Here is a 13,432-nt window from a genome sequence, read left to right on the forward strand (position 1 = left end):
GCCGCTACAGCTTCGACTCCAACATCAGCATCCCCTGCTCCTCCCGCCAGCGCACGCGGTTGAGAAAGCTCATGCCGAGCAGGGCGGTGCCCGGCGAGTCGCCCTGCAGGACCACCGCCTCGACGCCGAGCACCTCCAGGCTGCCGACCTTGACCCGGTTCAGCTTGACCTGCCAGCCCTGGGCCGTGCCGTTGGCGGTGCTCACCCGCACCGGCCGCCCGCCGCCGCGATAGTCGACGCCCAGACGCCTGGCCTGAGTTTCGCTGAGCGCCACCGTGGTGGCCCCGGTGTCCACCAGGAACTGCACCGGCTGCCCATCGACGGCGCCGGCGACCCAGTAGTGGCCGCCCTCGCCGCGGGCGACGCCGAGGCGCGCCTTGCCCGGCGGCGCGAAACCCTCGCCCGTGCCGTAGTCGCGGGTCAGCTCGTAGCGGCGCTCGACACCCTCCACACGCAGCAGTGCGCCGCGGCCGTCGGCCTCCAGCAGCTGCACGCCGCCAGGGCCCTCCTGACCGACCTTGAGCAGCTGGCGCCGGCCGTCGACGTTGACCACCGCGGCGCCGGGGAACAGCCCCACCACCCGGACCTCGGCCGCGACCGCCAGGCCGGCGGCCAGGAGCAGTGGCAGAATGGCGGTGAACCAGCGAACGTGCAGCATCCCTGCCTCCGGGAGTCGTCAATCGAACGGATACGGTTGTTGCCAGCGGGCGAAGATCGGTCGCAGTTCGCCGGAACGCACCAGCTCGGCCATGCGCCGGTCGTACAGCGCGGCCAGTTCGCGGCCGCGAGGCGTGTCGGCGAAACCAGGATACAGGGGCAGCAGGGTCAGGTCGGTGATGCGGTAGGCTTCGGGGGTCTCCGCCCAGGCGAGCACGCCCTCGAGCTCGGCCCGGGCGGCGATCAGGTAGTCGGCGTGGCCGAGCCGGAGCATCGCCAGCGAACCGTTGTAGCGCTGGATCTCCTGGTAGCGCTGCAGCCGCGGCAGGTATTTGTCGAAGGCATAGCCGCGCATCCAAGCCAGGCGGAAATTGCCCAGATCCTCTAGGCGCGGCTCTGGCGCCCGGGACAGGCCCAGCGCAGCGATCACCTCGGCGGCATAGTGCCATTTGGGAAACAGGGCCCCGGCGGTTTCCTCCGGATAGGCGCCGACCCAGGCATCGGCATCACCGCGGGTGACCAGGCCGACCGCGCGGATATAGGGCACGGTATCGGTGCGCACCCGCAGTCCGGCCGGCTCGAAGACCAGACGCAGGACTTCCCAGACCAGGCCGCTGGCATCGGCACCGGTATGACCCTTGCGCTCGACGCCGACCAGCAGGATCTCCTCCGGTGAACTCAGCCCGGCCAGCGGCGTTCCCCACGCCTCGGCAGCCGCGACACCCAGCAGACAGCCACACAGCAGCAGGGTCGACCACAGCCGCCTCATAACCAGGCCAGCCCCCAGATCAGCAGTTGCATCGCCAGCCAGGCGAACAGCCCGGCCAGCACGTCGTCCAGCATGATGCCGACGCCGCCGTGCACGTGGCGGTCGATCCAGTGGATCGGCCAGGGCTTGAGGATGTCCATCACCCGGAACATTGCGAAGCCCAGCAGCAGCCACTGCCAGCCTTCCGGGACCAGCCAGAGGGTGATCCACATGCCGACCATCTCGTCCCAGACGATGCCTTCGTGGTCGTGCACCCTGAGATCGGCGGCGACCCTACCGCACAGCCAGAAGCCGAACAGCATGGTCAGCCCGAGCAGCAGCCAGTAGCCCCAGTCCGGCAGCATCTGCCAGAGCGGCACGAAGGGCAGCGCGACCAGCGAGCCCCAGGTGCCGGGGGCCTTCGGCAGGGTCCCGGAGCCGAAGCCGAAGGCCAGGAAATGCCAGGGATTGCGCCACACCGACGGCGGCACGCGCACGGATTCAGTCACGCGGACTCCCGAAATGTTGATAGCCCCCGGCCGGCGGTTCGACTTCCCGGCCGGCGTCGTCCAGCAGGTGCACGCCCGAACCGGCCTCGACCCGGCCGATCACCCGCAGCGGCCACTCGGCCTGCAGGGCGGCCAGGAAGCGCGGCGGCAGGGTGAAGGCCAGCACATAGTCGTCGCCGCCGCCAAGGGCGCAGGCCAGCGCCGCCGGCGCATCGAGCAGGCGGCGCAGCGGCGCCGACAGCGGCACCCGGTCGCGCTCGATGCACAGGGCCACGCCAGACGCCGCGGCAATGTGCCCGCAGTCGGCGAGCAGGCCGTCGGATACATCCAGCGCCGCACTCGCCCGGCCGCGCAGCGCCACTCCCAAGGATAGCTGCGGCCGCGGCGACCAGTAGCGCGCGAGCAGGGGGCTGGCGATCTCGGCGGGTGCCTGGCGCTGGCCGAGCACCAGCGCCAGGGCGCCGGCGGCATCGCCGAGCGGACCGCCGACGCAGACGAGATCGCCGGGACGCGCGCCGTCCCGGCGCAGCGCCAGGCCAGCCGGCACCCGGCCGAACACGCTCAGGGTGATGCACAGGGGACCGCGGGTGGTGTCGCCGCCGATCAGCGCCAGGCCGCACTCGCGCGCCTTGCAGTCGAGGCCGCGGGCGAAGGAGGCCAGCCAGGCTGGCTCGGCCGCCGGCAGGGTCAGGGCAAGGGTGAAGCCGAGCGGCGTGGCGCCCATCGCCGCCAGATCGCTGGCGGCCGCCGCCAGGGCGCGCTGGGCGAGCAGGAAGGGATCGCTGGGATCGGGGAAATGCACCCCGGCGACCATGGTGTCGGTGGAGATCGCCAGCTGCTCGCCGGCGGGCACCTCCAGCAGGGCGCAGTCGTCGCCGATGCCGAGGGCCACGCCGGGCGCCGCCTGCGCACAGGCGGCGGCGGCGAAGTAGCGGCGGATCAGCTCGAACTCGCCCATCGGCGCACTCAGCGCCTGCCGCCGCGGACTTCGTCCGCGCGCAGGCGCGGCGCCAGCTTGTCCAGCACGCCGTTGACGAACTTGTGTCCGTCGGTGGCGCCGAACACCTTGGCCAGCTCGATGCCCTCGTTGATCACCACCCGGTAGGGCACGTCCGGACGGTTGCTCAGCTCGTAGGTGGACAGCCGCAGGATAGCCAACTCCACCGGATCGACTTCCGCCAGCGGACGGTCGAGCAGCGGCGCGAAGGCCCCGTCGATCTCGGTCTTCTGGCGCGGCACGCCGTGCAGGATCTCGTGGAAGTAGGCGCCGTCGACCGCGCTGAAATCGTTGTCGACGCGAAACTGCGCCTCGATCTCGTTGAGCGGCTGACCCGCCACGTGCCACTGGTAGAGCGCCTGCATGGCCAGGACGCGCGCCTGCCGGCGCGCTGCCACCTTGCCCTTGGCCGGCTTGGCGCCCTGCCCGCTCTGGCCATCGTCGCGATTCACGCTCACTTGGCCTCCAGGGCCGCCATCAGGCTGACCATTTCCAGGGCGGACAGGGCCGCTTCGGCGCCCTTGTTGCCGGCCTTGGTGCCGGAGCGCTCGATGGCCTGCTCGATGGAGTCGACGGTAAGCACGCCGAAGGCGACCGGCACGCCGAACTGCAGGGACACCTGGGCCAGGCCCTTGGTGCACTCGCCGGCGACGTAGTCGAAGTGCGGGGTGCCGCCGCGGATCACCGCACCGAGGGCGATGATGGCGTCGAATTCGCCGCGCTGGGCGACCTTCTGCGCCACCAGCGGGATCTCGAAGGCGCCGGGGACGCGGATGATGGTCAGCTCGCTCTGCTCGACGCCATGGCGCACCAGGGTATCGATGGCGCCCTGCACCAGGCTTTCCACGACGAAGCTGTTGAAGCGGCCGACCACCAGGGCGTAGCGGCCCTTGGCGGCGGTAAAGGTACCTTCGATGGTCTTCAGGGTCATGGCGAATCTCGTCTCGTTAAAGAACCGGAGCGCCCTCGGCGGCTCCGCAAACAATCGGTCCCGGCCTTCCAGACGGAACCGCCCGCCCCCTGCCGACGGGGGCAGGGAAAAGGCGGGCGGTTCCGGTGGGGATCATTCGGCGGGCAGGTATTCTACAACCTCCAGGTCGAACCCGGATATCGCGTTGAACTTCATCGGCGCACTCATCAGGCGCATCTTGCGCACGCCGAGGTCGCGCAGGATCTGCGAGCCGGCACCGACGGTGCTGTAGGTGTTCGGCGACTTGGGCGTGCCCTCGCGCAGCAGGGTCAGCACCTCGTTGGCCTCCAGCGGATGGCCGAGCAGCAGCACCACGCCACGGCCGGCCCGGGCCACCTCGGCCATCGCCGCGCGCAGGCTCCAGCGGCCCGGCTGGCGGACCATCAGCAGGTCGCGCAGCGGGTCCATGTTGTGCACCCGCACCAGGGTCGGCTCGTCGGCATGGATCTCGCCCATGATCAGCGCCATGTGCACGTCGCCCTCCACCGCGTCGCGGTAGCTCACCAGGTGGAAGCGGCCCAGTTCGCTGTCCAGCTCCTGCTCGGCGATGCGCTGGATGGTGCGCTCGTGGATCAGCCGGTAGTGGATCAGGTCGGCGATGGTGCCGATCTTGATGCCGTGCTGCTCGGCGAAGACCTCCAGCTCGGGACGGCGGGCCATGCTGCCGTCGTCGTTCATGATTTCGCAGATCACCCCGGAAGGCTCGAAGCCGGCCATCCGCGCCAGGTCGCAGGCCGCCTCGGTATGCCCGGCGCGGGCCAGCACGCCGCCCGGCTGGGCCATCAGCGGAAAGATGTGCCCGGGGCTGACGATGTCGTCGGCCTGGGCATTCTTCGCCGCGGCGACCTGCACGGTACGCGCCCGGTCGGCGGCGGAAATGCCGGTGGTGACGCCCTCGGCCGCCTCGATGGAAACGGTGAACTTGGTGCCGAAACCGGAGCCGTTGCGCGGCGCCATCAGCGGCAGCTTGAGGGTCTCGCAGCGCTCGCGGGTCATCGGCATGCAGATCAGCCCGCGGGCGTATTTCGCCATGAAGTTGATGTGCTCGGCCTGCACGCACTCGGCGGCCATGATCAGATCACCCTCGTTCTCGCGATCCTCGTCATCCATGAGGATGACCATCTTGCCCTGGCGGATGTCTTCGATCAGTTCGTCAATGCTGTTGAGAGCCATCAGGCCACTCCTCGATTACTTCAGGTAGCCGTGCTCGGCCAGAAAGCTGGTGGTGAGGCCGGAGGCGCTGGGCTCGGAGGCCTTGTCGCCGAGCATCAGGCGCTCCAGGTAGCGCGCCAGGAGGTCGACCTCCAGGTTCACCTGCCGGCCCGGCCGGTAGTCGGCCATGATGGTTTCGCCCAGGGTATGCGGCACGATGGTCAGCTCGAACTCGGCGCCGTTCACGCCGTTGACCGTCAGGCTGGTGCCGTCGACGGTGATCGAGCCCTTGAGGGCGATATAGCGGGCCAGCTCGCGCGGCGCACGGATGCGGAACTGCACGGCGCGGGCGTTCTCCTCGCGGGACAGCACCTCGCCGACGCCGTCGACGTGCCCGCTGACCAGGTGGCCGCCGAGGCGGCTGGTCGGGGTCAGGGCCCTCTCCAGGTTGACCCGGCTGCCGGCCTTGAAGTCGATGAAGGCGGTGCGCGCCAGGGTCTCGCGGCTGACGTCGGCCCAGAAGCCGTCGCCGGGCAGCTCCACCGCGGTCAGGCAGATGCCGTTCACCGCGATGCTGTCGCCGAGCTTGACGTCGCCGAGGTCGAGCTTGCCGGTCTGGACGTAGACGCGCACGTCGCCGCCCTTGGGGGTGAGGGCACGGACGGTGCCGATGGCTTCGATTATGCCGGTGAACATGCAGTCCCTCCGGCGCGCTGCAGCAGAACATGGTGCATGGAACGATCTCCTGTTTCGGAAAAACAGGGCATGCAGATCGAAAGGGATCGCGCGCGCGGATTGCGCGTGGCGGAACATCCCGCTCTCTCTCATCCGGACTCTGACCGTCGGCTCCGGAATCGCACCGGATCTGCTGACCTTGCGCGGGGTCGCCCCGTGGCAAGCGCTCGCGGGCTGGACGCTGTGCGTCATCACCGCCGGTGGGGAATTCCACCCCGCCCTGAGAACGTCGGGCCGTGCGGCCCGGAGGCGCTTTTTACCACAAGGCGCGCGCCGCCGGCCACCGGCGTCTGGTCGGGCGGGCGCGCTAGAGCGCGGGCACGGCGATGATCTGCCAGTCGTCGCCCACCGCGCGGATGTCGCGGATCTTCAGCTCGCGCGCCTCGGCCATGCGCTCCAGGGGCAGCTCCAGGAGCGGCCGGGCGCTCGAGCCGAGGAACTTGGGCGCGACGAAGATCCGGTACTCGTCGACCAGCCCCAGCCGGGCGAAGGCCCCGGCCAGGCGCGGCCCGGCCTCCACCAGCACCTCGTTGGCGCCGCGCGCGGCCAGTTCGGCCAGCAGCGCCGGCAGGTCGACCCTGCCCTCCTCGCCCGGCACGGCCAGCAGTTCATGGCCGGCCGCGCGGTAGGCGGCCTCGCGCTCGGCTGCAAGGGTCGCCACCAGCGCCGGTCCGGCCTGGAAGAAGGGCGCGTCCAGCGGCACCCGCAGGCGCCCGTCGACCAGCACGCGCAGCGGCGGGCGCTGCAGCGCCAGCGCGGCCTGCTCGGGCGCCAGCCCCAGTTCCGCGCCGCGCACGGTGAGCCGGGCATGGTCAGCGAGCACCGTGTCGGCACCGGTCAGCACCACGCTGGAACGGGCGCGCAGGCGCTGCACCGCGGCACGCGCCGGCGCCCCGGTGATCCACTGGCTCTCGCCGCTGGCCATCGCCGTGCGGCCGTCCAGACTCATCGCCAACTTGACCCGCAGCAGCGGCAGACCACGCTCCATGCGCTTGACGAAACCGGCGTTGAGCGCGCGCGCCTCGGCCTCCAGCACGCCGACCTCGACCTCGATGCCGGCCTGGCGCAGACGCGCAAGGCCGCGCCCGGACACCTGCGGATTGGGGTCCTGCATGGCCGCCACCACCCGGCCGATCCCGGCGGCGACCAGCGCCTCGGCGCAGGGCGGCGTGCGCCCGTGGTGGCTGCAGGGCTCCAGGGTGACGTAGGCGGTGGCGCCGCGCGCCCGCGCGCCGGCCTGGCGCAGGGCGTGGACCTCGGCGTGCGGCTCGCCGGCGCGCACGTGCCAGCCCTCGCCGACCACCGCGCCGCCGGCGACGATCACGCAGCCGACCCGCGGATTGGGATGGGTGGAATACAGCCCCCGGCGCGCCAGTTCCAGGGCGCGGGCCATGTACAGATGGTGGTTCATGGCTTGGACGGCTCGCGGGAGAGACGCTCGATTTCCTCGCGGAACTCGTTGAGGTCCTGGAAGCGCCGGTAGACGGAGGCGAAGCGGATGTAGGCGACCTCGTCGAGCTTGCGCAGCTCGGCCATCACCAGCTCGCCGAGCACCCGCGACTTGATCTCCCGCTCGCCGGTGGCACGCAGCTCGTGCTTGATCCGGCCGATCGCCGCCTCCAGGCGCTCGACGCTCACCGGGCGCTTCTCCAGCGCCCGCTGCATGCCGGCGCGCAGCTTGTCCTCGTCGAACGGCTGGCGGCTGCCGTCCTGCTTGATCAGCCGGGGCATGACCAGCTCGGCGGTCTCGAAGGTGGTGAAGCGCTCGCCGCAGGCCTGGCACTCGCGCCGGCGGCGCACCTGATCGCCCTCGGCGACCAGCCGCGAGTCGATGACCTTGGTGTCGTGGGCGCTGCAGAAGGGACAATGCATGGGCGGGGGCTATCGCAAAAAGGAGGTTCATGGTAGCGCATCCCGTCCCCAAGACAAGCCACGGGCTTTGCGCTATACAGACGCCCAGCCGCAACCCCCGCCAAGGAGCCCCCATGTCGTCGCGCCCTTTCGCCCTCCTCGGCCTGAGCCTCCTGCTCGCCGCCTGCTCCAGCCAGCCCGAAGAGGAAACCCCGCAAGCCCCCTCGGCCCCGTCGGAACGCAAGGCCAGCGCCGCCCCCCAGCCGCTGCAGGCCGGCCAGCGCGAGCTGCGCGGCAGCCTGCTCGGCGCGCCGGCGAACAGCGAGGTGGAACTGGCGCTGCTGGTGGTCGACGAGCGCGGCCGTCCGCGCGGGGAGCTCGGCAACCTCCATCTCTCGGGCAACGGCCAGGCGCTGCCGTTCAGCCTGCGCTTCGAGCCGCAGCCCTTTACCCCCGGCCTGCGGGTCGAGCTGCGTGGCCGGGCCAGCCAGTCCGGCCGGCTGATCCTGCGCCTGCCGCCGCGCACCGTTTCCGGCACGGACAGCCAGACGCTCGGCACCCTGCAGCTGGTCCCCGCGCCGTGAGCGCGCCGGCCGAGCTGCAGGCGGCGCTGGCCGGGCTGCTCGGCGACGCCCGGCTGGTCGCCCAGGCCTTGCCGGGCAGCGCGCTGCGCCTCTGGCTGATCGACCCGGCGAACATGGCGCGCGCCTTCAGCCCCGAGGAAACCCGGCGCATCCTCGCGGAGCCGCCCTACTGGAGCTTCTGCTGGGCCAGCGGCCTGGCGCTCGCCCGCTGGCTGGCCGAGCATCCGGAATGGGTGCGCGGCCGGCGCGTGCTGGACTTCGGCGCCGGCAGCGGCGTCGCCGCGATCGCCGCGGCCCGGCTGGGCGCCGCCGAGGTGGTGGCCTGCGACCTGGACCCCCTGGCGCTCGCCGCCTGCCGGGCGAACGCCGCGCTGAACGGCGTGGAGCTGGGCTATTCGGCGGACTTCTTCGCCGAGGCCGACCGCTTCGACCTGATCCTGGTCGCCGACGTGCTCTACGACCGCGCCAACCTGCCGCTGCTCGATGCGTTCCTCGCCCGCGGCCGCGATGCTCTGGTGGCGGACTCGCGGGTGCGCGACTTCGCCCATCCGCGCTATCGGCGCCTGGCCAGCCTCGAGGCCTGCACCTGGCCGGATCTGGCCGAACCGGCGGAGTTCCGCCAGGTCAGCCTGTACCACGCCCGGCGCGCTGCCTGAGGGCAATCCAGCCGCGCCTGCCTTGCTTCCCCCGCTGCGCGCCCCCACTTACCATGCTGGATTCCATTCCAGCCCACTGCCGAGAGTTCCGATGAGCGAAACCCCCTATATCTTCGACGTCACCGACGCCAGCTTCGACCAGCTGGTCCTCGAAAACTCCTTCCACAAGCCGGTGCTGGTGGATTTCTGGGCCGAATGGTGCGCGCCCTGCAAGGCACTGATGCCGCTCTTGGCGAAGATCGCCGAGAGCTACCAGGGCGAACTGCTGCTGGCCAAGGTCAACAGCGACGTCGAGCAGCAGACCGTGATGCGCATGGGCATCCGCAGCCTGCCGACCGTGGTGCTGTTCAGGAACGGCCAGCCGGTGGACGGCTTCGCCGGTGCCCAGCCGGAATCGGCCATCCGCGCCATGCTCGAACCTCACGTGCAGATGCCGGCCGCTCCCGAGGCCGATCCGATGGAGGTCGCCCTGGCGCTGTTCGCCGCCGGGCAGATCGGCGAAACCGAGAACCTGCTCGTGGCGCTGCTGGGCGAGGACAACGAGAACGGCGCCGCGCTGATCCTCTATGCCCGCTGCCTGGCCGAACGCGGCGAGCTGAGCGAGGCCGAGGAGGTGCTGGACGCCGTGAAGGGCGACGAACACAAGCAGGCCCTGGCCGGCGCCCGCGCCCAGCTGACCTTCCTGCGCCAAGCCGCCGACCTGCCGGAAGTCGCCACCCTGAAAAGCCGCCTGGCCCAGGATGCCAATGACGACGAGGCCGCCTACCAGCTGGCGGTCCAGCAGCTGGCGCGGCAGCAATACGAGGCGGCGCTGGACGGCCTGCTGCGGCTGTTCGTGCGCAACCGCAGCTATGCCGACGGCCTGCCGCACAAGACCCTGCTGCAGGTGTTCGACCTGCTCGGCAGCGACCACCCGCTGGTCGCCACCTACCGCCGCAAGCTGTACCAGGCCCTCTACTGAAGCGCGGGCGTCATTCCGCCCAGTGGTAGATCGGCGCGTCCGGACCGTTCTCGATGCGGACCTGCGCACAGTGGCGCAGCCGCACCAGCAGGCGCTTGCCGGCCTCGGCGCTGCCGGCCAGCGCCTGCAGCTGGTTGAGCAGTGCGGGCCCCTCCATCTGCCCGGCGCTGCGCAACACTTGCTGGGCGGTCTGCCAGAGGCGGTCGGCCGGCTCCGCCGCCGGAGCGGCAGGTGCGCCGGGATTGCCGGCGCTCAGCCGGGCGCCCAGGCGCGCCCAGTCCTCGTCGTCCAGTTCCAGACTCAGGTCCACCGGCCATTCGCCGATGTGTCCGCGTATTCTCAGCATGGGCACAGCTCCTCGCGATGAAGAGTGTCATGCTCCCACGCCATCCCTGCCCCGCCAAGCACGGCGATCCAGGCATGGCCGGCGAGACACGGCTGGCGAGGCCCGGGCAAACTCGTTATAAAGTAACGAAAGTCCGGCCCGGAGACCGTCATGCCCCGCCTGCTGCTCGCCCTGCCCCTCGCCCTGCTGACTACCCTCGTTCAGGCCGGGGACGCCCATCACCACGACGAGCCGCGACACAGGGAAGCCCTCGCCGCCCACGAGCACGGCAGTGCCCGGCTCAACCTGGCGCTGGACGGCGATGCCCTGGAAATCGAGTTCGCCAGTCCGGCCATGAACCTGCTCGGCTTCGAGCATGCCCCCCGCAGCGACGCCGACCGGGCCATGCTGGCCGCGGCCCGCGCCCGCCTGGAGCAGCCGCTCGGTCTGTTCGGCGTCCCCGCCGCGGCCGGCTGCCAGGTCCGCGAGCACAGCCTGCACAGTGCCCTGTTCGAGCCGGCCGGGGCCGGCGGGCAGGAACACAGCGAAATCGAGGCCCGCTATCGCCTGCAATGCAGCGCAGCAGACGCGCTGCAGGGCTTGAATCTCGCCGCGCTGTTCGGCACATTTCCGGCTACGCAGAAGATCCAGGTCCAGCTGATCGGCCCCCGCGGCCAGCAGGGCCTGGAGCTCAGCCCCGAGCGCAGCGGCCTGACGTTCTGACGTCGCGGCCGGGCGCCCCATCGATCGCCCCGGCTGACACCATGAGCACACCCCTGATCGAACTGTCCGACCTTGGCTTCGCCTGGCCGGGTCAGCCCGAGCTGCTGGACATCCCCGAATTCCACCTGCGGCGCGGCGAAACCCTGTTCCTCAAGGGCCCCTCCGGCAGCGGCAAGACCACCCTGCTCGGCCTGCTCGGCGGCGTGCAGAAACCGGGCCGCGGCCACATCCGCCTGCTTGGCACCGAGCTGGGCGCGCTCTCCGCGGCGGCCCGCGATCACTTCCGGGTCGACCACACCGGCTACATCTTCCAGCAGTTCAACCTGCTGCCGTTCCTCTCGGTGCGCGCCAACGTCGAGCTGCCCTGCCGCTTCTCCAGGCTGCGCGCCGAGCGGGCCCGCCAGCGCCACGGCAGCGTCGATCGGGCGGCCGCCCGCCTGCTGGAACACCTCGGCCTCGACGCCGCCCTGCTGGAGCGCCGCGCCGCGGAGCTGTCGATCGGCCAGCAGCAGCGGGTCGCCGCCGCCCGCGCGCTGATCGGCCAGCCGGAGCTGGTGATCGCCGACGAGCCCACCTCGGCGCTGGACGCCGACGCCCGCCAGGCGTTCCTCGACCTGCTCTTCGCCGAGTGCCGCGAGGCCGCGGCCAGCCTGCTGTTCGTCAGCCACGACCAGAGCCTGGCCGGGCTGTTCGGGCGCAGCCTGTCGCTGCTCGAACTGAACCGCGCCGCGCGGCCCCGGGAGATCTGACATGCATCTGCTGCGCCTGGCCCTGGCCAGCCTGGCCAACCGCCGCTTCACCGCCCTGCTCACGGTGTTCGCCATCGCCCTGTCGGTGTGCCTGCTGCTCGCCGTCGAGCGGGTGCGCACCGAGGCCCGCGCCAGCTTCGCCAGCACCCTGAGCGGCACCGACCTGATCGTCGGTGCCCGCTCCGGTCCGGTGAACCTGCTGCTCTATTCGGTGTTCCGCATCGGCAACGCCACCAACAACATCCGCTGGGAAAGCTTCCAGCACTTCGCCGACCACCCGCGGGTGAAGTGGGCGATCCCGCTGTCGCTCGGCGACTCGCACCGCGGCTACCGGGTGCTGGGCACCACGCCGGCCTACTTCGAGCACTACCGCTACGGCCGCCAGCAGCCACTGGCATTGAGCGAGGGCCGCGCCTTCGCCGCCGATCCGTTCGAGGCGGTGCTCGGCGCCGAGGTGGCCGAGGCACTGCACTACAAGCCGGGCGACGAGCTCGTGCTGGCCCACGGCGTGGCCAGGATCAGCCTGACCCGCCACGAGGACAAGCCGTTCCGCGTGGTCGGCATCCTCGGCCGCACCGGCACGCCGGTCGACCGCACCCTGCACATCAGCCTGGCCGGCATGGAGGCGCTGCACGTCGACTGGCGAGGCGGCGTACCGGCCCGGGGCGGCGCGCGCATCGACGCCGAGCAGGTGCGCCGCATGGCTCTGCAGCCGAAGGCGATCACCGCCTTCCTGCTCGGTCTCGACAGCAAGATCGCCACCTTCGCCGTGCAGCGGGAAATCAACGACTACCTGGGCGAGCCGCTGCTGGCGATCCTCCCCGGGGTCGCCCTGCAGGAGCTGTGGAGCCTGATGGGTACCGCGGAGCAGGCGCTGTTCGTGGTCTCGCTGTGCGTCGTGCTGACCGGGCTGATCGGCATGCTCACGGCGATCCTCGCCAGTCTCAACGAGCGCCGCCGGGAGATGGCGATCCTCCGCTCGCTGGGCGCGCGGCCCTGGCACATCGCCGGACTGCTGATGCTGGAGGCCTTCGCGCTGGCCCTGGCCGGCGTGCTGCTCGGCCTGGCCCTGCTCTATCTCGGTATTCTGGCAGCCCAGGGTCCGCTGCAGGCGGCCTACGGCCTCTATCTGCCGTTCGCTGCGCCGAGCGCCTACGAATGGCTGCTGCTCGGCGCCATTCTGCTCGCCGCCCTGCCGCTGGGCGGCGTGCCGGCCTGGCGCGCCTACCGCCAGTCGCTGGCCGACGGCCTGTCCATTCGTCTGTGAGGAATCCCGATGCGACGCCTTCTGCTTGCCCTGCTGCTCGCCCTCGCCACGCCGCTGTGGGCGGCCGAGCCCCGCGACCTGGCCTGGACCGAGATGATCCCGGAAGGCACGCCGCCGGTGCCGGAACCCCAGGCGCCGATGCACGAGAGCCAGGGAAACGACGGGCTGGCCGACGAATCCGCGCCGCCGGCGGCCCAGGCTTCGCCGTCGGCGCCGGTGGTCAAGGCGCTCGACGGTCAGCTGGTCCGCCTGCCCGGCTATCTGGTGCCGCTGGAAACCGCCAGCGACGGCCGCGTCCGCGAGTTCCTGCTGGTGCCCTTCTTCGGCGCCTGCATCCATGTGCCGCCGCCGCCGTCGAATCAGATCGTGCATGTGCGCAACGAGCCGGGCGTGCAGCTCGAGGTCCTGTACCAGCCGTACTGGGTGGAAGGCAGGCTGCAGGTCGAGCAGACCAGCAGCGAGATGGCCGAGGCGGGTTACCGGATGACCACCAGCAAGGTCTATCCGTACGAGATGGAGCAATGAATACGGGCGGGACACTCGGCCAG

18 protein-coding genes and 1 riboswitch are annotated in these 13,432 nt (G+C 71.1%); of the genes, 7 read left to right on the top strand and 11 right to left on the bottom strand.

The features are described from left to right. Positions 1 to 4: 4 nt before the first annotated feature. From ACG10_RS18295 to nrdR, 10 genes are all read right to left on the bottom strand, one after another. Positions 5 to 658 carry a retropepsin-like aspartic protease family protein gene (locus ACG10_RS18295; RefSeq protein WP_089169317.1) on the bottom strand — a complete coding sequence of 218 codons (654 nt, stop codon included), beginning with the start codon at positions 656 to 658 and terminating at the stop codon, positions 5 to 7. An 18-nt stretch (positions 659 to 676) separates the two neighbouring features. After that, positions 677 to 1,426 carry a substrate-binding periplasmic protein gene (locus tag ACG10_RS18300; protein ID WP_089169318.1) on the bottom strand — a complete coding sequence of 250 codons (750 nt, stop codon included), beginning with the start codon at positions 1,424 to 1,426 and terminating at the stop codon, positions 677 to 679. Next, a complete protein-coding gene (locus tag ACG10_RS18305; RefSeq protein ID WP_089169940.1) occupies positions 1,423 to 1,902 on the bottom strand; it encodes a phosphatidylglycerophosphatase A family protein in 480 nt (159 codons plus the stop codon). Before ACG10_RS18305 ends, ACG10_RS18300 begins: the two co-directional genes overlap by 4 nt. Before the next feature lie 4 nt (positions 1,903 to 1,906). Next, positions 1,907 to 2,872 carry a thiamine-phosphate kinase gene (gene thiL, locus ACG10_RS18310; RefSeq protein WP_039806051.1) on the bottom strand — a complete coding sequence of 322 codons (966 nt, stop codon included), beginning with the start codon at positions 2,870 to 2,872 and terminating at the stop codon, positions 1,907 to 1,909. Between the two features lie 8 nt (positions 2,873 to 2,880). Then, positions 2,881 to 3,369 (bottom strand): transcription antitermination factor NusB, encoded by a 489-nt coding sequence (gene nusB / locus ACG10_RS18315; protein ID WP_039806053.1) that lies wholly within the window; start codon positions 3,367 to 3,369, stop codon positions 2,881 to 2,883. Beyond that, positions 3,366 to 3,842, bottom strand: a complete 477-nt coding sequence (gene ribH / locus ACG10_RS18320; RefSeq protein WP_039806054.1) for a 6,7-dimethyl-8-ribityllumazine synthase — start codon at positions 3,840 to 3,842, stop codon at positions 3,366 to 3,368. The genes nusB and ribH overlap by 4 nt, the downstream gene beginning before the upstream one ends. A gap of 132 nt (positions 3,843 to 3,974) precedes the next feature. Continuing rightward, complete coding sequence (gene ribBA, locus ACG10_RS18325) at positions 3,975 to 5,054, bottom strand: bifunctional 3,4-dihydroxy-2-butanone-4-phosphate synthase/GTP cyclohydrolase II (protein ID WP_089169319.1); 1,080 nt, start codon at positions 5,052 to 5,054, stop codon at positions 3,975 to 3,977. A gap of 15 nt (positions 5,055 to 5,069) precedes the next feature. Next, on the bottom strand, positions 5,070 to 5,729 hold the full coding sequence (locus tag ACG10_RS18330) for a riboflavin synthase (protein WP_089169320.1): 660 nt from the start codon (positions 5,727 to 5,729) through the stop codon (positions 5,070 to 5,072). Positions 5,730 to 5,845: 116 nt separating this feature from the next. Continuing rightward, a riboswitch (FMN riboswitch) is annotated at positions 5,846 to 6,000 on the bottom strand. 75 nt (positions 6,001 to 6,075) lie between these two features. Continuing rightward, the gene (gene ribD / locus ACG10_RS18335; protein WP_089169321.1) at positions 6,076 to 7,179 is read right to left on the bottom strand and encodes a bifunctional diaminohydroxyphosphoribosylaminopyrimidine deaminase/5-amino-6-(5-phosphoribosylamino)uracil reductase RibD; all 1,104 of its coding nucleotides are present in this window, start codon (positions 7,177 to 7,179) and stop codon (positions 6,076 to 6,078) included. Beyond that, complete coding sequence (gene nrdR / locus ACG10_RS18340; protein WP_039806057.1) at positions 7,176 to 7,640, bottom strand: transcriptional regulator NrdR; 465 nt, start codon at positions 7,638 to 7,640, stop codon at positions 7,176 to 7,178. Before nrdR ends, ribD begins: the two co-directional genes overlap by 4 nt. A gap of 113 nt (positions 7,641 to 7,753) precedes the next feature. Here nrdR and ACG10_RS18345 point away from each other — a divergent pair, with 113 nt between their 5' ends. The 3 genes from ACG10_RS18345 to trxA all read left to right on the top strand — a co-directional run bounded on the left by ACG10_RS18345 (position 7,754) and on the right by trxA (position 9,820). After that, a complete protein-coding gene (locus ACG10_RS18345; protein WP_089169322.1) occupies positions 7,754 to 8,203 on the top strand; it encodes a hypothetical protein in 450 nt (149 codons plus the stop codon). Next, positions 8,200 to 8,859 (top strand): class I SAM-dependent methyltransferase, encoded by a 660-nt coding sequence (locus ACG10_RS18350; RefSeq protein WP_089169323.1) that lies wholly within the window; start codon positions 8,200 to 8,202, stop codon positions 8,857 to 8,859. The genes ACG10_RS18345 and ACG10_RS18350 overlap by 4 nt, the downstream gene beginning before the upstream one ends. A gap of 91 nt (positions 8,860 to 8,950) precedes the next feature. After that, the gene (trxA, locus tag ACG10_RS18355; RefSeq protein WP_089169324.1) at positions 8,951 to 9,820 is read left to right on the top strand and encodes a thioredoxin; all 870 of its coding nucleotides are present in this window, start codon (positions 8,951 to 8,953) and stop codon (positions 9,818 to 9,820) included. Positions 9,821 to 9,830: 10 nt separating this feature from the next. On the opposite strand, the gene ACG10_RS18360 is transcribed toward trxA, so the two are convergent. After that, positions 9,831 to 10,166 (bottom strand): hypothetical protein, encoded by a 336-nt coding sequence (locus ACG10_RS18360; protein WP_089169325.1) that lies wholly within the window; start codon positions 10,164 to 10,166, stop codon positions 9,831 to 9,833. Positions 10,167 to 10,316: 150 nt separating this feature from the next. Between ACG10_RS18360 and ACG10_RS18365 the strand changes: the two genes are divergently transcribed. The 4 genes from ACG10_RS18365 to ACG10_RS18380 are packed head-to-tail and all read left to right on the top strand — an operon-like array spanning position 10,317 to position 13,409. After that, on the top strand, positions 10,317 to 10,868 hold the full coding sequence (locus ACG10_RS18365) for a DUF2796 domain-containing protein (RefSeq protein ID WP_089169326.1): 552 nt from the start codon (positions 10,317 to 10,319) through the stop codon (positions 10,866 to 10,868). A gap of 41 nt (positions 10,869 to 10,909) precedes the next feature. Next, entirely contained in the window at positions 10,910 to 11,617 is a 708-nt protein-coding gene (locus ACG10_RS18370) for an ABC transporter ATP-binding protein (RefSeq protein WP_198318969.1), read from the top strand. A 1-nt stretch (position 11,618) separates the two neighbouring features. Continuing rightward, positions 11,619 to 12,884 carry an ABC transporter permease gene (locus tag ACG10_RS18375; RefSeq protein WP_089169327.1) on the top strand — a complete coding sequence of 422 codons (1,266 nt, stop codon included), beginning with the start codon at positions 11,619 to 11,621 and terminating at the stop codon, positions 12,882 to 12,884. Between the two features lie 9 nt (positions 12,885 to 12,893). Continuing rightward, positions 12,894 to 13,409 carry a DUF3299 domain-containing protein gene (locus ACG10_RS18380; RefSeq protein ID WP_089169328.1) on the top strand — a complete coding sequence of 172 codons (516 nt, stop codon included), beginning with the start codon at positions 12,894 to 12,896 and terminating at the stop codon, positions 13,407 to 13,409. Positions 13,410 to 13,432 lie beyond the last annotated feature (23 nt).

The organism is Azotobacter chroococcum (genome assembly GCF_002220155.1).
In the GTDB taxonomy this organism is placed as follows: domain Bacteria; phylum Pseudomonadota; class Gammaproteobacteria; order Pseudomonadales; family Pseudomonadaceae; genus Azotobacter; species Azotobacter chroococcum.